The organism is Hymenobacter siberiensis, from assembly GCF_018967865.2.
GTDB lineage: Bacteria > Bacteroidota > Bacteroidia > Cytophagales > Hymenobacteraceae > Hymenobacter > Hymenobacter siberiensis.
Genome location: NZ_JAHLZY020000001.1, coordinates 230004 through 251882 on the forward strand (window position 1 = coordinate 230004; position 21879 = coordinate 251882).

A 21879-nucleotide genomic window follows, 5' to 3' on the forward strand; every position below is an offset into this window, starting at 1 on the left:
CCTGAGTTTACGGCCAAATTATCATGCTCCGCATCCAGAACTACCTCAACGGCCAGCTCGTGCCACCGCAAGCCGGCCGCTACCTCGATAACGTAGACCCCGCCACCGGCCAGGTCTACGGCCAGATTCCCGACTCCGGCCCCGAGGATGTGGCCGCCGCCGTGGCCGCCGCCGAAGTCGCTCTGCCCGCCTGGCGCGCGCTGCCCGCTGAAGACCGGGGCCGCCTGCTGGTAAAAATCGCCGACCTCATCGATGCCAACCTCGACCGTCTGGCCCGCGCCGAAAGCCAGGATAACGGCAAGCCCCTGAGCCTGGCCCGCGTGATGGACATCCCCCGCGCCGCCTCCAATTTCCACTTCTTCGGCACTGCTGCCGGCCACTTCGCCACCGAAGCCCACGTGCAGGAAGGCGTGGCCGTGAACTACACCGTGCGCCACCCCGTGGGCGTGGTGGGCTGCATCTCGCCTTGGAACCTGCCGCTCTACCTCTTTACCTGGAAAATTGCGCCGGCCTTGGCCGTGGGCTGCTGCGTGGTGGCCAAGCCCTCGGAAATAACCCCGGCCACCGCTTTTTTGCTGAGTGAATTATGCATGGAAGCCGGCTTGCCGGCGGGCGTGCTCAACATCATCCACGGCAACGGCCCCAACTGCGGGCAGGCCATTGTGGAGCATCCGGGTATCAAGGCCATCAGCTTCACGGGCGGTACGGCCACCGGGCGGCACCTGGCCGCTACGGCCGCGCCCATGTTCAAAAAGCTCAGCCTGGAGCTGGGCGGCAAGAATCCCAACATCATCTTCGCCGATTGCGACTTGGCCGCCGCCGTGGCCACCAGCATCCGCAGCAGCTTCGCCAACCAGGGGCAGATTTGCCTGTGCGGCTCCCGCATTTTCATCGAGCGCCCGATTTACGAGGCATTCAAAACTGAGTTTCTGAAGCAGCTGCAGGACCAGAAAATCGGTGACCCGCTCGAAGCCGATACCAAACAAGGTGCCCTGGTGAGCGAAGCCCACCTGCACAAGGTGCTCGATTACATTAAACTAGCCCACGCAGAAGGCGGCACGCTGCTGGCCGGCGGCCACCGCGCCACCGTGCCCGGCCGCTGTGAAAGCGGCTATTTCCTGGAGCCCACCGTGTTCGAGAACCTGCCCTTCGACTGCCGCACCAACCAGGAAGAAATTTTCGGTCCCGTGGTCACCCTCACGCCCTTCGATACCGATGAGGAAGCGCTGCTGATGGCCAATAGCACCGACTACGGCCTCTCTGCCACCCTCTGGACGCGCGATTTGCAGCGCGCCCACCGCGTGGCCCACCAGCTACACACCGGCATCGTCTGGATAAACACCTGGCTGCACCGCGACCTGCGCACGCCCTTCGGCGGCATGAAAAATTCCGGCGTCGGCCGCGAGGGCGGGCTGGAAGCGTTGCGGTTTTTTACCGAGGCGCAGAACGTGTGCGTGAAGCTCTGACCACGGATTTATCGGATTTAGCGGATTTCGTGGGTGATTTTTCGCGCACACGCATTGCCGTGTTCAGGATAGTTGATTCCGTCCTGGCACCACCCACAAAATCCGAATAATCCGCTAAATCCGCGGTTCAGACCCCCGCATATACCTCCGCCAGCGGCACCTGGCAGCCGATGCTGCTCAAATCCAGCGTGGCGCTCAGGTCGCGGGTTTCGGTGAGGACCCAGCGCCCCAGGTCGTCCAGCGTATGTAGCTCGGCGTGAATGGCCTGGGCATCCAACGTCAGGTACTGGCGGAGGCTGGGCACCTGGCGGTAGAGCATGAACTTTTCGCTGCGGTCGTACTGGCTGGTAGTGGGCGAAAGCACTTCCACCAGCAGCGTGGGATTCAGCAGCGTATCGGGCTTTTTTTCTTCGTTGAATTCCGGCTTGCCGCACACCACCGTCAGGTCGGGGTACACGAAGGCGCTGCCGCTCATGATTTGCAGGCGCTGGTCGCTGCCCACCACCGAGCAGCCTTGGCTGCGTAATCGGCTATAAAGTTCGCCGGTCAGGTTCGCGCAAATCAGGTTGTGCGCGTAGCCTGCACCGGCCATAGCGCGGATTTCGCCCTGAAAATATTCGTGCTTGAATTCCGCCTCGCGTTCCAGACGCAGGTATTCTTCGGGCGAAACGTAGCTGGTGGGTTCGGTTTGGAAGGCGGGCTGAGCCATAATACAAGGACAATAAGGGGATTACCCAAAAGTACGAAGCTAACCCCGCCCTTCTCCTTACCTTTGCAGGCTGAACCGCCCGACCGCCCCGAATGCCCCATAATACCCCCGATTATTACGCCCATCCCACGGCCATCCTCGACGAAGGGTGCCAGATAGGCCGGGGTAGCCGCATCTGGCACTTTAGCCACGTCTGCGCCGGGGCCGATATCGGCGAAGAATGCAACCTGGGTCAGAACGTGTTTGTGGCCGACGGCGTGACCCTGGGCCGCAACGTGAAGGTGCAGAATAACGTGAGCCTCTACGGTGGCGTCGTCTGTGAGGACGACGTATTCCTGGGCCCTTCCGTGGTGTTCACCAACGTGAAAAACCCGCGCAGCGCCGTGCCCCGCAAAGGTCCCGGCCAGTACCAGACCACTTATCTGGAGCAGGGCGTCACAATTGGGGCCAACGCCACCATCGTGTGCGGCACGCGGCTGGGCCGCTACGCCTTTGTGGGCGCGGGCAGCGTAGTCACGCACGACGTTCCGGCGTATGCCCTCGTATACGGCACGCCCGCCCGCCCACAAGGCTGGATGAGCGCCTACGGCCACCGCCTCAGCTTCGACCAGCAAGGGCACGCCACTTGCCCCGAAAGTGCCGAAAAATATGAGCTGAGCGCCGACGAGCAATCGGTGCGGCCCGTGGTAACAACCACCGCCAGACGGCCCCGGGGGAATTCATAATTCATAATTCACAACCCATAATTTTAGCAGTGTACGACCAACTATTGCGCAAAGAGGCCACGCTGGCCGTTATCGGCCTCGGTTACGTGGGCCTTCCCATTGCCCTCGAATTTGCCAAGCAACTCAAGGTGATTGGCTTCGACATCAACGCCGGCCGCGTGGCCCAGATGAAAGAAGGCATTGACCCGAGCGGTGAGTTGGAAAAGAAGGATTTTGAAGGCTGCGACATCACCTTCACCGATTCGCTGGAGGTGCTGCGTCAGGCGCAATTCTACATCGTGGCCGTGCCCACGCCCATCGATGAGCACGCACAGCCCGACCTTAAGCCGCTGCTTGGCGCCTCGGGTTCAGTAGGTAAGGTCCTGGAAAAAGGTGATTATGTGGTGTTTGAGAGCACTGTATACCCCGGCTGCACCGAGGAGGACTGCATTCCGGTAATGGAGCGCCTCTCGGGCCTAAAATTCCCGACTGATTTTAAAGTGGGCTACTCGCCTGAGCGCATCAACCCCGGCGATAAGGAGCACACGTTGCGCCGCATCGTGAAAGTGGTGTCCGGCAACGACGAGGAAGCCCTCGATACCGTGGCCAAAGTGTACGAGCTGGTGGTAGATGCCGGCGTGCACCGCGCCAGCAGCATCCGCGTGGCCGAGGCTGCCAAAATCATCGAAAACACCCAGCGTGACGTCAATATCGCGCTGATGAACGAGCTGTCGATGATTTTTGACCGCATGAACATCAACACTTACGAGGTGCTGGAAGCTGCGGGTACCAAGTGGAATTTCCTGAAGTTCTCGCCCGGTCTGGTGGGTGGCCACTGCATCGGCGTGGACCCATACTACCTGACTTACAAAGCGAAAGAGCTGGGCTACGACGCCAAAGTCATTCTTTCGGGCCGCACCACCAACGATAACATGGGAGCCTACATCGCCCGCAAAACGGTGCAGATGATGATTAAGAAAGGCAAGGACGTGGCCAAAAGCCGCGTGCTGGTGATGGGCGCTACCTTCAAGGAGAACGTGGAAGACATCCGCAACTCGAAAGTGGCCGACGTAATCCAGGAGCTGAAAAACTTCTCGGTGAATGTCGACATAGTGGACCCGCACGCCGACTCCGACGAACTGCACCACGAGTATGGCTTCCGCCTGACCCAAAACGACGATGTGCGCACCGACTACGACGCCGTGATTGTAGCCGTGAGCCACGCGCCCTACGCCGCCAAAGACGAGGCCTACTTCCAGTCCATTACTTCCGAAAATGCCGTGCTGGTCGACATCAAAGGCCTGTACCGCGGCAAGATGAAAGACCTGCAATACTGGAGCCTGTAATTATTTAGCGGTTAGCCATTAGCTTTTAGCTGTTAGCCATTTCTGTGGAGTAGCAGTCAAAAAAAGCTAACAGCTAATGGCTTTCAACTAATAACTAATAACATGAAGATTCTTGTTACCGGCGGAGCCGGCTACATTGGCTCCCACACGGTAGTTGCCCTTCAGCAGGCCGGCTATCAGCCGGTTATCGTAGATAATTTCAGCAACTCGGAAGAGCCAGCCCTGGCCGGTATCGAGTCAATTCTGGGCGTAAAGGTGCCGACTTACCGCATCGACTGCGGTGATGAAGCTGCGCTGCGTGGCGTGTTTGAGGCCGAGAAGGATATCAAAGGCGTGATTCATTTCGCGGCTTACAAAGCTGTGGGCGAGTCAGTGGCTAAGCCATTGGCCTACTTCCAGAACAACGTGGGCTCGCTGCTGACGCTGCTGGCCGTAATGCCGGACTTTGGGGTCGAGAACCTGGTGTTTTCGTCGTCGTGCACCGTGTATGGCATTCCCGATGCGCTGCCCGTGACCGAGGCCACACCTACCAAGCCGGCCTCGTCGCCCTACGGCCGCACCAAGCAGATGTGCGAGGAAATCGTGCATGATGTGTCGGCGGCCCCGACCAACAAGCTGCGCACCATTCTGCTGCGCTACTTCAATCCCATCGGGGCGCACGAATCCGCCAAAATCGGCGAATTGCCCCTGGGCGTGCCGAATAACCTGGTGCCCTACATCACCCAAACGGCGGCCGGCATCCGCGAGAAGCTGACCATCAATGGCAGCGACTACGACACGCCCGATGGCACTAATGTGCGCGACTACATCCACGTTGTGGATTTGGCCAAGGCGCACATCGTGGCCGTGCAGCGCCTGCTGGACCGCAAAGCCAGTGAGTCCGTCGAAACCTTTAATGTGGGCACCGGGCACGGTAATTCAGTGCTCGAAGTAGTGCAGGCATTCGAACAGGCCAGCGGCCAGAAGTTGAACTACAGCATCGGCCCGCGCCGCCCCGGCGATGTGCCCGCCATCTACGCCGATGCCACCAAGGCCGCGCAGGTGCTGGGCTTCAAAACCGAAACTTCCCTGGCTGATTCCCTGGCCAGTTCCTGGAAGTGGCAGCAAACCCTGAAATAAATATGAGAAATGGGGAAATGTGGAAATGTGCTTGATAAATAGCCATTGCCATCATTTTCACATCAGTCACATTTTCACATTTGAAATCATGAAAATCCTCATCACTGGCGGCGCCGGCTTTATCGGCTCCCACGTAGTTCGGCTCTTCGTTACGAAATACCCCGAGCACCAGATTATCAACCTCGACGCGCTGACCTACGCCGGCAACCTGGAAAACCTGCGCGACATTGAGAAGGCTGAAAACTACCGCTTCATTAAGGGCGATATTTCTGACCAGTCATTTATCGACCAGCTGTTTGCCAACGAGGAGCCCGATTCCGTGATTCACCTCGCGGCCGAATCGCACGTCGACCGTAGCATTACCGACCCGATGGCGTTTGTGAAAACCAACGTTATCGGCACGGTGAACCTGCTGAACGCGGCCCGCAACCTGTGGCAGCCCGGCGGCTACGATGGCCACGTATTCTACCACGTGAGCACCGATGAGGTGTACGGCTCGCTGGACTTCGGCCCCGAGATGTTCACGGAGGAAACTTCTTACGACCCCCGCTCGCCCTATTCGGCTTCGAAAGCCAGCTCCGACCACTTTGTGCGCGCCTGGCACCACACCTACGGCCTGCCCATCAAGCTCAGCAACTGCTCGAACAACTACGGCCCCAACCACTTCCCCGAGAAGCTGATTCCGTTGGCTATTCACCGCCTGCGCACCGGCCAGCCGGTGCCGGTGTATGGCAAAGGCGAAAACGTGCGCGACTGGCTCTTCGTGAAAGACCACGCCACGGCCATCGACGCGGTGTTCCACAACGGCAAAAATGGCGAAACCTACAATATCGGTGGCGTGAACGAGTGGCAGAACCTCAAGCTCATCGAACTGCTCTGCGACGTGGTAGACGAGAAAACCGGCCAGGCGCAGGGCACTTCGCGCAAGCTCATCAAGTTCGTGACCGACCGCGCCGGCCACGACATGCGCTACGCCATCGACTCCAGCAAAATTATGAACGAGCTGGGTTGGAAGCCGTCCGTGACCTTCGAGCAGGGCCTCGCCCAGACCGTGGACTGGTACCTCGCCAACGAAGAGTGGCTCAACAGCGTAACGAGCGGCGCGTACCAGGACTACAACCAGAAGCAGTACGCGGGGCGCTAGCGCTCAGTTAAGAGTTATGAGTTAAAAGTTAGGAGTTGATACAACAGCAGCTCTGGCTACCAAGACTCAACTCTTACCTTTTAACTCTAGGACTTACGCAGTTGAAACACTAACAAACTGAAAAACAGCAATATAACAAATATGCGTCTTGAATCCAAGTCGTTCATTTTCAGGTTACATAGCTTTTGAAGTGCGTAAGTCCTAAACTCATAACTCATAACTAAACGAAGTGTACGAAAACCCCTTCCATGAGCAGCCGCTCGACAAGCTGACCTTTCTCGTTACCGGCGGCGCGGGCTTCATCGGCTCCAACATCGTGGAGTATCTGCTGAAATACGGCGTGAAGAAAGTGCGGACGCTGGACAACTATTCCAACGGCTTTCACAAAAATCTGGCGCTGTTTTCAGATGATAACCGCTTGGAAATCATCGAAGGCGATATCCGCGACGCGGCTACCTGCGCCGCTGCCTGCGCAGGCGTGGACGTGGTGCTGCACGAAGCCGCGCTTGGCTCGGTGCCGCGCTCCATTAAGGACCCGGTGCTGACGAATGATGTGAATGTGGGCGGCTTCGTGCAGATGCTGACCGCCGCCAAAGACGCGGGCGTGAAGCGCTTCGTGTACGCGGCCTCGTCGTCGACCTACGGTGACCACCCCGGCCTGCCCAAAGTGGAAGACCGCATCGGCAAGCCGCTCTCGCCCTACGCGGTGACAAAATATGCCAACGAGCTGTATGCTGATGTGTTTGCGAAAACCTACGGCATGGAAATCGTTGGCCTGCGCTACTTTAATATCTTCGGCCCGCGCCAGGACCCCGGCGGAGCCTACGCGGCGGTAATTCCGCTGTTTATCGACGCTATTCTGCAAAATACGCCACCCACGCTGAACGGCGACGGCGGCCAGACTCGCGATTTCACCTTCGTGGAGAACTGCGTGGAGGCCAACATCCGCGCCGCTCTGGTAACGAACCCCGAGGCCCTGGGCCAGGTGTACAACATTGCCGTGGGCGACCGGACTTCGCTGGTGCAGATGTACGACATCCTGCGCGAGGAAGCGGGCTCGGATTTGGCTCCGGTTTTTGGGCCGGACCGCGCCGGGGATATCCGCGACTCTTTGGCCGATATCTCGAAGGCCAACCGGTTGCTGGGCTACCAGCCGCAGGTGCGCATCCGCGAGGGTTTGAAGCAGACGCTGGCGTGGTTCAAGGCCAATCAGGCGTTCATTCAGGAACGTAATTAATTTGTAGCCTGGACTCCGTGAGTCCGGGCGTTAGTCCAGATTCTCCAATACCCGGACTCGCAGAGTCCAGGCTACAATTCTTACCTATGAAAGGAATTATCCTCGCCGGCGGCTCCGGCACCCGCCTGCATCCGCTCACGCTGGCGGTCTCGAAGCAGTTGATGCCCGTGTACGACAAGCCGATGATTTATTATCCACTGTCGATTCTGCTGTCGGCTGGTATTCGGGAAGTGCTGATTATCACCACGCCCCACGACCAGGAGCAGTTTAAAAAGCTTTTGGGCGACGGCAAAAACCTAGGCTGCGATTTCCAGTACGTAGTGCAGGAAGTGCCCAACGGCCTGGCCCAGGCCTTCGTGCTGGGTGCCGATTTCATTGGCAAAGACAAGGTAGCCCTGGTACTTGGCGACAATATTTTCTATGGCGCGGGCCTGGAGGAATTGCTGAAGTCGAACAACGACCCCCAGGGCGGCGTGGTGTTCGCCTACCACGTGCACGACCCCGAGCGCTACGGCGTGGTGGAATTCGATGCCGACAAAAATGCCCTCAGCATCGAAGAGAAGCCGGAGAAGCCTAAGAGCAACTATGCCGTTCCCGGCCTTTATTTCTACGACAACGACGTGGTGGAAATCGCCAAAAACCTCGAAATGAGCCCGCGCGGCGAATACGAAATCACAGACGTGAACCGCGAGTACCTCAAGCGCGGCACGCTGAAAGTGGGCATCCTGGGCCGGGGCACGGCCTGGCTCGATACCGGCACGTTTGAAAGCCTGATGCAGGCGGGCGAATTCGTGAAAGTAATTGAGCAGCGCCAGGGCCTGAAAGTAGGTTCCATTGAGGAAGCCGCTTACCGCCAGGGTTTTATTGATGCCGACCAGCTCCGCGCCATTGCCGCCCCGTTGCGCAAAAGCGGCTACGGCGACTACCTGATGAACCTGCCCGACCAGCTGATGCTACAATAGTAAAATGGTAAATGAGTAAAGTTGACGTTCTGTCTGCACATTTTCAGGCAGTTGAACGTCAACTTTACTCATTTACTCATTTACTCATTTACTCATTTACTCATTTACTCATTTACTCATTTGCCATTTTACCTACTCGTCTAAGTACTGGTGCACGAATTTGATGGCCATGCTGCCCTCGCCCACGGCCGAGGCCACGCGGGCCATGGCCCCGGCACGGCTGTCGCCAGCGGCGAAGATGCCGGGCACGCATGTTTCTAAAAGATACGGCTCCCGGTCTTTTTTCCAGACTTCGGCGTAGCGCGGGTCTGTCACGAGGTCGCGGCCGGTGAGGAGGAAGCCTTTGCCGTCGCACAGCACCTGGTCGCACACCCATTCGGTGCTGGGCTTGGCCCCGATGAAGACAAATAGCGCGCGGGCCGGCCGCTTTTCGACGGTGCCATTCACGTCCACCATCACGGCTTCGAGGTAGTCTTGGCCGCATACTTCCTTGATTTGGGAGTATGGCAGCAGCTTGATATTGGGCGTAGTGCGAATCTGCTCAATGAGATACGTCGACATGCTGGCTGCAAGGTCGGCTCCGCGAATGACGATGAACACCCGGCGGGCGTAGGTGGCCAGGTACATGGCCGCCTGCCCGGCCGAGTTGCCGCCGCCCACGATGTACACGTCCTGCTCATCGCAGCTGCGGGCTTCGGTGCGGGCCGCGCCGTAGTACACGCCCGCGCCGCTCAGGCGCTCCATGCCCGGTACGTCGAGGGTGCGGTAGCTCACGCCGGTGGTGAGGACTACGGCTTTGGTGCTGATTTCACGCCCATCGCTCAGGGTCAGGACTTTGTAGCCGTCCTGAATGCAGAGTTCGGCCACTTCCTGCGGGGCCAGGAACTCGGCCCCGAGGCGCACGGCCTGGGTCCAGGCACGAAAGGCCAGGTCGGCCCCGCTCAGGCCGGTGGGGAAGCCCAGGTAGTTTTCGATGCGCGAGCTGGTGCCAGCCTGCCCGCCGGGCGTCTGGCGCTCGATGATGAGGGTTTTGAGGCCTTCGCTGGCGCCGTACACGGCGGCGGCCAGCCCCGACGGCCCGGCGCCCACTACCACCACGTCGTACAGGTCCTGCAAAGGTTGGTTGGCGATGTTCAAATGCTCGGCCAGGGCGGCTTTGGTAGGATTGGCCACGGCCTGGCCATCGGCGCAGATAACCAGCGGTAAGTCGGTGGACGTGAAGCCCCGTGCTTTCACCAAGGCTTTGGCTTCGGGGCTGGTTTCGTAGTCGAGCCACTGGTAGCCCACCATGTAGCCGCTCAGAAAATCCTTGAGCTCGTGCGAGAGCGGCGACCATTGAAAACCAATGAGCCGGATGCCCCCAAACTTAGGCCTGTAGGCGGCCTGCCAGGCCGTGAGCAAATCGTGCAGAATCGGATAAAGCAGATTTTCGGGCGGGTCCCAGGGCTTCATCAGATAATGGTCAAGCCGGGCCGAGTTGATGGCGCGCACGGCGGCCTCGGTATCGGCGTAGGCGGTGAGCAGCACGCGCTTGGCATCCGGGAAAAATTCGCGCGAGGCCGTGAGCAGCTCCACGCCTTCCAGCTCGGGCATGCGCTGGTCGGCCACGATGAGGGCCAGCGGTTCCTCCTTCTCATAAAGCTCCTTGATGGTGGCCAGCGCCTCGGGGCCGGAATTCACGCGCAGAATGCGGTACTCGGCGCTAAACTCCTGGCGCAGGTCGCGGGCAATGGCGGCCAGTACCTGCGGGTCGTCGTCAACGGCGAGGATGATGGGTTTTTTGTCAGGCATAATACAGATGCTGAATTAATTAGCTATTGGCAGCCAGGCGCAGAATTCGGTGTAGTCGGGTGCCGACTCAACCTCCAGCCGCCCATCGTGCTGCCGGATAATCTGCTGCGCAATGTCGAGGCCGAGCCCCGAGCCGTCGCCGGCTTGCTTGGTAGTATAGAAAGGCTCGAAGATGTGCGGCAGCACGTCGGCCGGAATGCCGGTGCCGTTGTCAATCAAAAATACGCGCACAAAGCCGCCTTCCAGCGCGGTGCGCAGCGTGATTTCGCCGCCCTGCGCGGGCAGTGCATCAATGGCATTATCAAGCAGGTTGGTCCACACCTGGTTGAGGCTACTTACCTGCCCGCGAATAGCAGGAAGGCCGGCCGCATAATCGCGGACAACCCGCACATTCTTTTGCCGCAGCTGGAAGCCGAGCATATTGAGAGTGCTTTCCAGGCCAACCGTTACGTCGATGGGTTCGAAGACGCCGGCGCGGTCCATGTGCGAGTACGTTTTCACATCGGCCACCAGCTTGCTGATGCGGCCGCCGGCCTCCTGCACGTCGCGTACCAGCTGCATGGTGGTGAGCTGGCCTTCGAGCCAGGCAAAAGCCGCCGGGCGGGCGGCGGGCGGCAGCAGTTCGGCCACGGCGGCCAGAGCGGCGGGCAAGAGGCCGGCTTCGAGCAGGGCGGGGGCGAGGTGGTAGCCGTTGGGCACGCCGTGGGTGGCGAGCCAGTCGGCCAGCTCGTCTTCGCGGTCGGCGCGGGCCAGGGCACTTTGTGGGGGCTGGGCTTCGGCGGTGGGCACGGCTAAGGCGGTGAGGGCCAGCATGGCGGCGGGTGAGGGGCAATGGCTCACCAGCTCCACAAACAGGGCGGGCTTGGCCCCCACGCGGTTGGCCAGGGCCTGGGCGGCGCGGGCAATGGCGGCGGCGGGGTTGTTCAGCTCGTGGGCCAGGCCGGCCGAGAGCTTGCCCAGGGCGCGCAGCTTGTCATCGCGCTCCTGGCTGCGCACCTGGTCGCGGCTGCGGTCGTTCATAATGCCCACGAGGCGCTGCACCAGCTCGGGGCTGACTTGCTCCAGGGCCGGAAAATGGTCGCGGTGCAGCAGGTAAAGCACCGTTTCGCCGGTGGCGGTGCCCTGGTTTTTTACTTCGCGCAGCCGGGAATAAGGCAGCACGCCCGATACCTGGCCGGTTCCGACGCGGAACACCGGCGTGGACGGTCCGCCCTGCCCAGCGTAGAACTGAATGCCGCCGCGCACTACGGCCATCATAAAGTCGGCGGCCGCGCCTGCTTCGATAATGACTTCATTGGGTGCGTAGCGGTTGGCCTCGCCGTGGGCCAGCAGCCACGTTAGCGTGTCGGGCGCCAGGCCAGCGAAGGCGATGATGGGGGCGAAGTCGGCGGCGGTGAGGACGAGGGGTTCAGGCATGGCAAAGCAACCCCGCGAAGGGAAGAAGGTTAAGTGGGCATGGGCCGGGGCTGGCCGTACCTTGCACGGGCAATTATAGACGGATAGCCGCCTATAATGCTTCCGTTAGCAGGCAACTTTTTTGCTGCCGTCGGTCTTATAAATATTCACTCAATTTAGCAAAAAACACCCTTTCATGGCCAAAGCCAGAACCGTCTATTTCTGCCAATCCTGCGGTGCTCAATCATCGAAATGGATAGGCCGCTGCCCCGTGTGTGGCGAGTGGAATACTTACGTTGAAGAAGTTATCCAGAAGGAAACCGTGGCCACCACCACCGGCCAGTGGAAGCCCGCCAGCACCGTGCCCGGCGGCAACACCAAGAAAGCCGCCAAGTCCGTCCCGCTCGGTGATATTCTGGCTGAAGACGAGCCCCGCATCATCACGCCCGATGGCGAGCTGAACCGCGTGCTCGGCGGCGGCATCGTGCCGGGCTCCATCATCCTCATCGGCGGCGAGCCGGGCATTGGCAAGAGTACGCTCATGCTGCAAATTGCCCTGAGCCTGCGCCAGATGAAGGTGCTGTACGTGAGCGGCGAAGAAAGCGAAGCCCAGATAAAAATGCGCGCCGAGCGCATGGCCGACGGCCAGCACCCCGGCTGCTACATCCTGACAGAGACAAATACCCAGAACATTTTCCGGCAGATTGACCAGGTGCAGCCTAATATCCTCGTCATCGACTCCATCCAGACCATGCACTCCACGCTGGTGGAGAGTGGCGCGGGCAGCGTGAGCCAGGTGCGCGAATGCACCGCCGAATTCCTGAAATTTGCTAAGGAAACCAGCACGCCGGTCATGCTCATCGGCCACATCACGAAAGATGGCAGCATTGCCGGCCCCAAAATCCTGGAGCACATGGTGGACACCGTGCTGCAGTTCGAGGGCGACCGGCACATGAGCTACCGCATCCTGCGCACCACCAAAAATCGCTTCGGCAGCACTTCAGAATTAGGGATTTACGAAATGCAGGGCGACGGCCTGCGGCAGGTGAGCAACCCCTCCGAAATTCTGCTCTCGCAGCGCGGCGAAAGCCTGAGCGGCATGGCCATCGGGGCTACGCTGGAGGGCAACCGCCCGCTGCTGGTGGAAGTGCAGGCCCTGGTATCGCCCACGTCCTACGGCACGCCGCAGCGCAGCAGCACCGGCTTCGACGCCAAGCGCCTGCAAATGCTGCTGGCCGTGCTGGAGAAGCGCGCCGGCCTGCGCCTGGGCCAGCACGACGTGTTTCTGAACATTGCCGGCGGTCTGCGCCTCGACGACCCTGCCCTGGACATGGCCGTGTGCGCCGCCGTGGTTTCCTCGCTCAATGATGTGCCCATTCCCGGCCACGTTTGCCTGGCCGCCGAGGTGGGCCTGAGCGGCGAAATACGCGCTGTCTCGCGCCTCGACCAGCGCCTGGCCGAAGCCGAAAAACTGGGTTTTCAGGAAATGTACGTATCCCGGTTTAATGGCAAGGGATTGGACTTAGCTAGGTTTGGCTTGAAAGTGCACGCGGTGAGCCGGCTCGACGAAGTGCTGGACGGATTATTCGGTTGAGGAAAACCTGCTTGATTATCAGGCATCAGCCGCAGGGGTTTGCGGCTGGTGGAAGCCGAAGTGCCGGGCAAGCCGTGAAAAGCCAGAATTTTGATTTGGATTTTATAAATCAAAAAGCCTTATCTTCGGAGTACTGATAGGCTTTTGCCGCGAATGGCCTGGTAAACTCCGTTGGTTCTATCCATTGTCTAGGTAGCTGCTGAGGTTGTTAATAACTGCTCGGAGCTGGTTCTTATTGTCATGATATCATCTTTCGTCACTTGTACGCGCCGGCTGGTCGGAGCAGTTTTGGTTCTGGTCCCGTTGCTGGGCCACACCCAGGGCCGGACTACCACGGTAGTGGGTGCTGCCGCCAAAGCGGTTCCGGCTGCGGCTGCTGCCTCGGCGGGCATGGCCACCCTCACCGGGCGGGTGAGTGGTCCTACCACTGACTCCGTTGCGATTTCGCTGCGCGAAAACCCGCTTGACCCCAAGGAAAAGCTGTTTCGGGTGCCGCTCAGCGACAAGGGCGATTTTAAGGTGGTGGTGCCCGTGAGCGGTGCCACCAAGGCCGACCTGGTGTATGGCGACGACGTGGCCCCGCTCTTTCTGGACCCCGGCACCGACATGGACGTGCGCTTTAAGGGCAGCGACATGTCGGGCACGCTGAAATTTAAGCCCAATGACGTGCCCTCCGGCTTCGCCACCAAGCTGCGCAACCGTGCCAACCTGACCGACGAGCAGCGCCATCGCCAACAAGCCGCCAACGCCAACAACTACCTGGTGGAAGCCGATGCCCAGTTTGTGGAAAATGATGGTTTTCAGGTGCTGCCCGATAATATTCAGCTTTACGAAGCGCCGTTTCTGTCCTTCCTGGAGTACCGCCGCAAGCACGAATACGAGTTTCTGGAAGACCATGCGGCCAAGCAGTCGTTCACGCAGGAGTTTTATAACTATGCCCATGCCGAAGTGGTGTATGCCTACGCCAATGATAAGCTGACCTTTCAGGACCTGCGCGAGCAGGTGGTGAACACCGAGGGCCGCCTGAAAATGGCTCCTGACTACTACAACTTTCTGCGCGAGCCCGGCCTGCTCAACGAGCCCAACGCCGTGCAGAGCGAGCTGTACCACGAGTTCCTGCTCAACTACGTGCACTTCACCGTGAGCCAGGACCACCACCAGCGCTCCGACCCCGACTTTTACCCGGCCTGCTACGCGCTGGCCAGCAAGAAGCTCACCGGTCCGTCGCGGGCTGTTATTCTGGGCCGCGTGCTGCAGGAGTCGTTCCGCTTTGGGCACGTGAAGCAGTCGGCCGCCATGCTGGCCGATTTCCGCAACTACGACCCCAAAAATCAGTTCTATCTCACGCTGCAGGCCGATTTTAATCAGCATAAGGATTTCGCCATCGGCGCCCCGGCTCCCGATTTTAAGCTGCCCACTGCCAACGGCGACACCGTGCACCTGCACGATTTCGCCGGCAAGCTGGTTTACCTCAACTTCTGGAAAAGCACCAACGGCCTGTGTCTGCGTGACCTGGCCTACGCACAGGAGCTGATGCGCAAGTTTGAAGGCAAGAACATCACCTTCATCAACATTGCCTTGGACGAGAACGAGCAAGCCTGGCGTTCGCTCGTGACCGTGAAAAAACTGCCCGGCGTGCAGGTACGCATTCCTGGCGGCGGGCTGCGCTCGGTGGTAGCCAAGGAGTATGCCTTGCAGGAAGTGCCCACCTACATGCTGGTAGGCGAGGATGGTACCTTCCTCAACACCAAGCCCAAGCGCCTGAGCAGCCGTGCTGCCGTGGACGAAATCAACCAGTCGTTTGGCAAGGCCAGCACCTATACCAGCGCCATCGATTTCCCGGCCACTAAGAAATAAGCGTTCGACTGAATGCAACCGAAGTAGCGCGAACTTTGTAGTTCGCGTCCCCGCGCCATCGAACTCCCTAACGGCGCGGGGACGCGAACTACAAAGTTCGCGCTACTGCTTTTAGCCCCTTTCTATGTCCGTGCTCACAGATAGCCTCAATGTTTTGTCTAAAGCCACCCCGCTGCGGGTCTGGAACGCGACGCAGATTGTGGGCTCCTATATCCTGAGCAAGATTACCGGCAAGGCCCGCCTGCGCGGCCTGCCCATGGCGCTCAGCTTCGAGCCCACCACCAGCTGCAACCTGCGCTGCCCGGAGTGCCCCAGTGGCCTGCGCTCGTTCACGCGGCCCACGGGGATGCTGCCGGCCGATTTGTTCAAGCGAACCATTGATGAAGTGGCCAGCCGGCTGTGGTATCTGATTTTTTACTTCCAGGGCGAGCCCTACCTGCACCCGCAGTTCCTGGAGCTGGTGAAGTACGCGGCGGATAAGGGCATTTACACCGCCACCAGCACCAACGCCCACTACCTGAACGACCAGAACGCCCGCAAAACGGTGGAAAGCGGCCTCGACCGCCTCATCATCTCCCTCGATGGCACCACGCAGGAAGTGTATCAGCAATACCGCGTGGGCGGCAAGCTGGAAAAGGTATTGGAGGGCACCCGTAATATCGTGAAATGGCGCAAGGAGCTGAAATCGAGCACGCCCCGCATCATTTTCCAGTTCCTGGTGGTGCGGCCCAATGAGCACCAGATTGACGATGCCCGGCAACTGGCCGACGCCATGGGCGTGGACGACGTGTGGTTCAAAACGGCCCAGATTTACGACCACGCGCAGGGCTCGCCGCTCATCCCCACCATCGACTATTACTCGCGCTACCAGAACAACGGCGATGGCAACTGGAGCCTGAAAAACAAGCTGGTAGACCACTGCTGGAAAATGTGGCATTCCTGCGTCATCACCTGGGATGGGCTGGTCGTGCCCTGCTGCTTCGACAAAGACGCCGAATACCGCCAGGGCGACCTCAAAACCGAAACCTTCCGCCAGCTCTGGCGCGGTCCCAAGTACCAGCAGTTTCGCGGCAGCCTCCTCAAAGGCCGCGACCAGATTGACATGTGCCGCAACTGCTCGGAAGGCACCAAGGTGTGGGGATAAGGTTAATTATAAATTTTGGATTATAAATTATGAATTTGCCGAATGGCCATTCATAATTTATAATCCAAAATTTATAATTAACTCCCTATTTGTCCTTCTTCGTCAGGTCTTTGCCGAGGTCTTCGACCTGCTTGAGGAAGTCGTCGGTGTCGGAGTCGGCGTAGGTGCCGTAGGCGTTTGAGATGGTGCCTTTTACGCCGTCGTGGGCCTCAATGGCGTAGAGGACGGACATGTCGTCGGGGTTGCTTTCGCCCTCGAAGCGGTAGAAATCCACGATGGTTACTTCGTCAGCAGCATAGCTCTTGTTTGAGTCGCTACCAATGGTATGCAGGCGGCCATCCATGACGTTGAAATCCTGGGTGAAACCGTCCTTGTTCAGTTTGTTCTCAACGTTGACAAGCGACCGTTCTTCTTCTTTGTCCTGCATGGCGGTGGGGTGTTTGGGTAAGGATGATGCGGTGCGGGGGGCGCAAAAGCCGCTCCCGCCCCGGCTATACGCAGCCGGGGCGGGGACGGGTTATCCCAAAGCCATAGAAAAATGCAGAAGCACTATTTATCAGCGCCTCTCGCTATTTGGTCGCCGCACGCGCCTCAATGGTGCGCTGCAGGTTATCGATATCCAATTGCCCGCAGGCCCCGCCGCAGCCCTTGGCGCAGCCGGCCGCTGTTTTGCTGAAAAACGCACGGTAGAAAATGCGCCCGACGTAAAACGCCGCCGCGATGAACAGCACGCCAATCAGCAGGTACTGAATTTCGACGGAGGTGATGGCAAGCAGGAGCATGACTGGTAAACTATGGATGAAAAAGAATAGTTTGCGCTACTGCCAGAACTCGCCGATGGCGGCCTGCATCTCGGCGTGAATAAGCCCATTGCTGGCTACCAGCTCACGGCCGAACAGCGGGTCGCCATCGGTCAGGAATTGGGTGACGTGGCCGCCCGCCTCGCGCACCAGCAGAATGCCGGCCGCCACATCATAGGAGTTCAGGTTGAACTCGAAGAAGCCTTCGCAGCGGCCGGCGGCCACGTAGGCCAGGTCGGCGGCGGCCGAGCCGAGGCGGCGCACGCCGTGGCTGCGGGTGAAAAACGAGCCGAGGATTTTCAGGAAATCATTCATCTTGCCGAAATCCTTGTAGGGGAATCCGGTGGCGATGAGCGAGTTATTTAATTCGGCTACGTCGGTGACGCGGATGGGCTGGTCGTTGCAGAATGCGCCGCCGCCGCGCACGGCCCGGAAGCTTTCGTCGCGGCCCACCTCGTGCACCACGCCCACTGCCAGCTCCCGGTGCTGCACCAGCGCCACGCTGATGCAGTACACCGGCAGACCGTGCACGAAATTGGTGGTGCCGTCGAGCGGGTCGATTATCCAGATAAATTCCTCAGTGTGCGCGTCGGGGCCGGCGGTGCCTTCTTCGGTGATGAAGCCGGCTTCGGGCAGCAGCAGGCGCAGGCCGGCCACAAGGCGGCGCTCGGTTTCCTGGTCCACGTAGCTCACGAGGTCGTGCACGCCCTTGTGCTCAATCTTGGCGCGGTTAAACGTGGTGGCTTCCTCGCGGATGAACTTGGCCGTGGTGCGGCACAGGGCGGCGAGGTCGTGGGAGAGTTGGGTGAAATCGAGGGACATTGAAAGCATCGTAGAAGGAAATACTCCCCTCCTTCTTTAAGGAGGGGATGTGAGCGCCGAAGAGGCGCGAACGGGGGTGGTTGCGGCGTTGGACGAGGTGAGAACGAACGGCTGGCTAGGGTTTTAATCGATTTTTAGCGAATGCAGCTAAGCGTTAATTAGTTGCCGTTCAACGCCGCAACCACCCCCGTTCGCGCCTCTTCGGCGCTCACATCCCCTCCTTAAAGAAGGAGGGGAGCTTTTTTCTTTCTCGTCCAGCCTACCACAATGGCAAACCCGAGCAGCAGCACTGCCAGCACCTGCGCGCCCCGCCCAATCAGCTCCCCGAAGCGCACATAGAAAGTCATTTCATCATTGAGGTGCACGGTGGCGCGGCTGGCGGTGGCAATCCAGGCCGGCTCGCGCTGGATGATTTCGCCCCGCTGGTTGATGAAACCGGTGAAGCCGGTGTTGGCCGCCCGGGCCAGGTCGCGGCGGGTTTCAATGCAGCGCAGCTGGCCGTAGCTCAGCAGCTGGCGGTAGCCGGGCGAGTCGTGCCACCAGGCATCGTTGGTGACGAGGCCCAGCAGGGTGGCCCCGTTGGCCATGTACTCGCCGATAAAGTCGCCGTAGATGGATTCGTAGCAGATGACCGGGGCCACGCGCAGGGCCGGCGCATTGGCCGGCGCCGGATACACAGTGCGCTCGGCCTGGCTGCCCACGCTGCCTACGGTGCCGCCCAGGTCGATGTGCGCGATGAGCGAGGCCAGCACGGGCGGAATCTTCTCCACGCCGGGCACGAGGCGCGACTTATGGTAGAAGACCACCGGTGCGGTGGCACTGGCGAAGTACGCGCCGGTGTTGAAGAAATCGTAGTAGCCGAGGTCGTCGCGGTAGCGGGCCGTTTCGCTGGCTGCCTCCTTGCTCGGGTAGGAGCTGAGCGTGGTGATGCCCGTGAGCAAGGCTACGCCGGGGTGCCGCCCCAGCCACTCGCGCACACGGCGGATTTTGGGGTTGTTTTCGATGGTATTCTCCCAATAGGGTTCCTCCAGCGCCGTTTCGGGCCAGAGCACGAGGCGCGTGGCGGGCGTGAGGTGCTGTTCGGAAAGTGCCAGCAGGCGCGTGAGCTGCTCGTCGTAGGGAATGAATTTGGGGCCGCCCTCGAACTTCTCCACGTAGGGGTCGAAGTTGGGCTGCACCACTACGACTTCGGCCGTGGGGCCTTTTTCCTGGTACTTGCTGCTTATTAGGTAAGACAGCGCCAGGGGCAGCAGGATGAGAAAGAGGGGCGTATTGAATGATGGCTGCCACTCAAAAGCTGACTTTCGCCCGGTTTCGATGCTGGTTGCTTCAGCCGCCCCGGTAGCTGCGGGCTGGAATGCCAACCCCGGCAAGTGCTTCAGTAGGGCCTGGAAAAACAGCAGATTCACCACCCACACCCACACCGAGCCGCCCAGAAAACCGGTGTACTCGTACCACTGCACCCACTGTGGCGCGGCCGCGAAGCCGTTGCCCAGCGTGAGCCAGGGCCAGGTAATGTCCCAATGCAAATGCAGCTGCTCGAACGCAATCCAGTAGATGGGCAGCGACAGGTAGCCCCAGCGGTTGCCCAGCCGCTTCTTGGTCTGGCGGAAGGCCATGAGCGGCAGGCACATGAGCAGCGCATTGAGTACCACGGCGGCAATGCCGGCGGGCAGGTCGGCGTAGCTTACCCACCAGGTAGTGAGGGCGTTCCAGCCCACCAGCATGAGGTAGGTGCTGGCAAACACGCGGCCCTTGCGGGCTCCCGTGAGCGTGAGCTGCCGCTCCATGAGCAGGTACGGCACCCAGCCGATGAACAGCAGCGGCACCAGCCAGGCCGTGGGCCACGGGGCCCAGCCACCGCTTAGGAGCAAGGCCCCCAGCACGGCCAGTACCAGCGGCTGCTGCAGCAGGGGTTTAGTCTTCGTAGGCGGTGTCGTCGTCGTCGTCGTCGGCAGCGCGGCGGTATCGGTCTTCGCGGCCGGGGCGGGGCTCGCGGGGGGGCGGGATGAGGTTTCCTTCGACGACAACGACAATTTCTCCTTTAATAGCGGGCCGGGCCGCGAAGTCAGCCTCCAGGCTGGCCAGCGTGCCGGTCACGGTTTCTTCAAATAATTTAGTCAATTCGCGGCTGACGGAGGCCGGCCGCGTCGGGCCCAGCACCTCGGCCAACTGGCCCAGTGTCTTCACAATGCGGTGCGGCGACTCATAAAAAATCATGGTCCGGGTTTCCGAGGCCAGCTGTTGCAGGCGTGTCTGCCGGCCCTTTTTTGCCGGCAAAAATCCTTCAAACGTAAACCGCTCAGCCCCGAAGCCCGATTTCAATAGCGCCGGCACAAAGGCCGTGGCGCCCGGCAGGCACTCCACGCCCAGGCCCCGCGCCAGGCACTCGCGCACCAACAGAAACCCGGGGTCGGAGATTCCCGGTGTGCCGGCATCGGAAATCAGGGCCATTATTTCGCCCTTCTCCAGGCGCTCCAGCAGGCGCGGCACCTGCTGGTGCTCGTTGTGCAGGTGGTAGGAGAGGAGGGGCTTCTTGATGCCTAGGTGCTGCATGAGGCGGCCGCTGGTGCGGGTGTCCTCGCAGAGCACGGTACCCACTTCCCCCAGAATGCGGATGGCCCGCAGGGTAATATCTTCCAGATTGCCAATAGGCGTGGGCACGAGGTATAGAACCGTGTTGGGCATAGCGACAAAGGTAGAGTAGGTTGAACATCAAACTCCCCTCCTTACCAAGGAGGTGATGCCAGCGCGTAGCGCTGGCTGGGGTGGTGGCACCGCAGGGTGGCGTTGCGCAATATGTGTCCGATTCGTTCTATTCTCGTCCAACGCCACCCTGCGGTGCCACCACCCCGTTTTTCGTTGGCGCGAAAACATCCCCTCCTTGGTAAGGAGGGGAGTCGGTTACTTACTGCACCTCATATCGCGCCGCCACCGCATCAATGGCCGCCGCCAGGCGATGGTCGCGGGCCGTCACGGCATTGCTGGCATCGTGGGTGCGGAGGCGGAATTCCACCACGTTGTACTCGTTGCTGAACCACGGGTGGTGGTCGAGGCGCTCGGCCTCGGCGGCTACTTCGGTGAGGAAGGCAAAGGCCGTTTTAAAGTCACTGAACCGGAAGCTGCGGCGGAGGCTATTGTCGACGTTATTCCACATGATTTGTTCTATATTTAAGAAATGAGGAAGGAGGTGTGAGCAGGGCGTTAGACAACCCAAATGCTTAAACCAAAGTACACCTTTTCTACACGCACTATCACGCAATCACTTTCAATTCCCATGGCCATCGACCCCAATAACCGCCCCATTCGCGTCATCAACGACGATACGACTAACGAAGAAATGGAGGCCGGCCATCACATTCCCAACGCCGACCCGCCCAAGAACGAAGCGGCCCGTGGTGGTTTCGGCAACCGCGACGGCAAGGAAGGCTTCGGTTCCGACACCTCCGGCGGCTCGACGGCCGTGGGCGTGAACGAAAATGCCGACGACATGGTCCCGCCCCGCGACAACATGCGCTCGGAGGACGAAGGCCGGCCCGACCGCCCCAACCAGGACATGCCCGCCCTCGACGACTACACCGATACCATTGTGCCCAGCGGCCGTCCCATCGATGAGCTCGACGCGCACGACCACCGCCCCGGCGTTGATGAAATGCTGAACCCCAACTCCCGCGTGGGCATGGGCCAGATGGAGCCAAAGCCCATCAAGCCCATCACCGGCACCGATACCAATGCCGAGCTTAACGACCCTGATGCCGCCGATACTGCTATCAGCCAATAGGTTGAGGT

General features: G+C 60.1%; 20 protein-coding genes. 11 read left to right on the forward strand and 9 right to left on the reverse strand.

Annotation, left to right across the window (positions count from 1 at the left end; all coding sequences use genetic code 11):
- Window positions 1–23: 23 nt before the first annotated feature.
- Window positions 24–1466 (forward strand): aldehyde dehydrogenase, encoded by a 1443-nt coding sequence (locus tag KQ659_RS01020; protein ID WP_216679202.1) that lies wholly within the window; start codon window positions 24–26, stop codon window positions 1464–1466.
- A 127-nt stretch (window positions 1467–1593) separates the two neighbouring features.
- Here KQ659_RS01020 and KQ659_RS01025 read toward each other — a convergent pair whose 3' ends face one another.
- Window positions 1594–2175, reverse strand: a complete 582-nt coding sequence (locus KQ659_RS01025; RefSeq protein ID WP_216679201.1) for a Uma2 family endonuclease — start codon at window positions 2173–2175, stop codon at window positions 1594–1596.
- A 92-nt stretch (window positions 2176–2267) separates the two neighbouring features.
- Between KQ659_RS01025 and KQ659_RS01030 the strand changes: the two genes are divergently transcribed.
- The 6 genes from KQ659_RS01030 (at window position 2268) to rfbA (ending at window position 8687) form a co-directional block, all read left to right on the forward strand.
- On the forward strand, window positions 2268–2900 hold the full coding sequence (locus KQ659_RS01030) for an acyltransferase (RefSeq protein WP_216679200.1): 633 nt from the start codon (window positions 2268–2270) through the stop codon (window positions 2898–2900).
- Window positions 2901–2929: 29 nt separating this feature from the next.
- Window positions 2930–4225 (forward strand): nucleotide sugar dehydrogenase, encoded by a 1296-nt coding sequence (locus KQ659_RS01035; RefSeq protein ID WP_216679199.1) that lies wholly within the window; start codon window positions 2930–2932, stop codon window positions 4223–4225.
- A gap of 102 nt (window positions 4226–4327) precedes the next feature.
- Window positions 4328–5344: a UDP-glucose 4-epimerase GalE gene (gene galE, locus KQ659_RS01040; protein WP_216679198.1), complete on the forward strand. Its 1017-nt coding sequence runs from the start codon at window positions 4328–4330 to the stop codon at window positions 5342–5344.
- Between the two features lie 88 nt (window positions 5345–5432).
- Window positions 5433–6488, forward strand: coding sequence for a dTDP-glucose 4,6-dehydratase (rfbB, locus tag KQ659_RS01045; protein WP_216679197.1), 1056 nt, complete (start codon window positions 5433–5435; stop codon window positions 6486–6488).
- 229 nt (window positions 6489–6717) lie between these two features.
- The gene (locus KQ659_RS01050; RefSeq protein WP_216679196.1) at window positions 6718–7725 is read left to right on the forward strand and encodes an SDR family oxidoreductase; all 1008 of its coding nucleotides are present in this window, start codon (window positions 6718–6720) and stop codon (window positions 7723–7725) included.
- An 86-nt stretch (window positions 7726–7811) separates the two neighbouring features.
- Window positions 7812–8687: a glucose-1-phosphate thymidylyltransferase RfbA gene (rfbA, locus tag KQ659_RS01055; protein WP_216679195.1), complete on the forward strand. Its 876-nt coding sequence runs from the start codon at window positions 7812–7814 to the stop codon at window positions 8685–8687.
- 132 nt (window positions 8688–8819) lie between these two features.
- Here the strand turns inward: rfbA and KQ659_RS01060 are convergent, their stop codons facing one another.
- Window positions 8820–10478, reverse strand: a complete 1659-nt coding sequence (locus tag KQ659_RS01060) for an FAD-dependent oxidoreductase (protein ID WP_216679194.1) — start codon at window positions 10476–10478, stop codon at window positions 8820–8822.
- Between the two features lie 15 nt (window positions 10479–10493).
- The gene (locus KQ659_RS21355) at window positions 10494–11894 is read right to left on the reverse strand and encodes an ATP-binding protein (RefSeq protein ID WP_216690431.1); all 1401 of its coding nucleotides are present in this window, start codon (window positions 11892–11894) and stop codon (window positions 10494–10496) included.
- Between the two features lie 175 nt (window positions 11895–12069).
- Here KQ659_RS21355 and radA point away from each other — a divergent pair, with 175 nt between their 5' ends.
- The 3 genes from radA to KQ659_RS01080 all read left to right on the forward strand — a co-directional run bounded on the left by radA (window position 12070) and on the right by KQ659_RS01080 (window position 16468).
- Window positions 12070–13467: a DNA repair protein RadA gene (radA, locus tag KQ659_RS01070; protein ID WP_216679192.1), complete on the forward strand. Its 1398-nt coding sequence runs from the start codon at window positions 12070–12072 to the stop codon at window positions 13465–13467.
- Window positions 13468–13707: 240 nt separating this feature from the next.
- Window positions 13708–15324, forward strand: coding sequence for a TlpA family protein disulfide reductase (locus tag KQ659_RS01075; RefSeq protein ID WP_216685565.1), 1617 nt, complete (start codon window positions 13708–13710; stop codon window positions 15322–15324).
- Window positions 15325–15448: 124 nt separating this feature from the next.
- Complete coding sequence (locus tag KQ659_RS01080; RefSeq protein ID WP_216690430.1) at window positions 15449–16468, forward strand: SPASM domain-containing protein; 1020 nt, start codon at window positions 15449–15451, stop codon at window positions 16466–16468.
- An 85-nt stretch (window positions 16469–16553) separates the two neighbouring features.
- Here the strand turns inward: KQ659_RS01080 and KQ659_RS01085 are convergent, their stop codons facing one another.
- The 6 genes from KQ659_RS01085 to KQ659_RS01110 form a co-directional block, all read right to left on the reverse strand.
- A complete protein-coding gene (locus KQ659_RS01085; RefSeq protein WP_216690429.1) occupies window positions 16554–16895 on the reverse strand; it encodes a hypothetical protein in 342 nt (113 codons plus the stop codon).
- 142 nt (window positions 16896–17037) lie between these two features.
- Window positions 17038–17250, reverse strand: coding sequence for a hypothetical protein (locus KQ659_RS01090; RefSeq protein WP_216679186.1), 213 nt, complete (start codon window positions 17248–17250; stop codon window positions 17038–17040).
- A 36-nt stretch (window positions 17251–17286) separates the two neighbouring features.
- Window positions 17287–18090 carry an inositol monophosphatase family protein gene (locus tag KQ659_RS01095; RefSeq protein ID WP_216679185.1) on the reverse strand — a complete coding sequence of 268 codons (804 nt, stop codon included), beginning with the start codon at window positions 18088–18090 and terminating at the stop codon, window positions 17287–17289.
- A 221-nt stretch (window positions 18091–18311) separates the two neighbouring features.
- Complete coding sequence (gene lnt, locus KQ659_RS01100; RefSeq protein WP_226929794.1) at window positions 18312–20126, reverse strand: apolipoprotein N-acyltransferase; 1815 nt, start codon at window positions 20124–20126, stop codon at window positions 18312–18314.
- Entirely contained in the window at window positions 20008–20778 is a 771-nt protein-coding gene (rsmI, locus tag KQ659_RS01105; RefSeq protein WP_216685563.1) for a 16S rRNA (cytidine(1402)-2'-O)-methyltransferase, read from the reverse strand. Before rsmI ends, lnt begins: the two co-directional genes overlap by 119 nt.
- A 220-nt stretch (window positions 20779–20998) precedes the next feature.
- Window positions 20999–21247, reverse strand: coding sequence for a 4a-hydroxytetrahydrobiopterin dehydratase (locus KQ659_RS01110; protein ID WP_216690428.1), 249 nt, complete (start codon window positions 21245–21247; stop codon window positions 20999–21001).
- A gap of 120 nt (window positions 21248–21367) precedes the next feature.
- On the opposite strand from KQ659_RS01110, the gene KQ659_RS01115 reads away from it, so the two are divergent.
- The gene (locus KQ659_RS01115; protein ID WP_216679182.1) at window positions 21368–21871 is read left to right on the forward strand and encodes a hypothetical protein; all 504 of its coding nucleotides are present in this window, start codon (window positions 21368–21370) and stop codon (window positions 21869–21871) included.
- The last annotated feature ends 8 nt before the right edge of the window (window positions 21872–21879 follow it).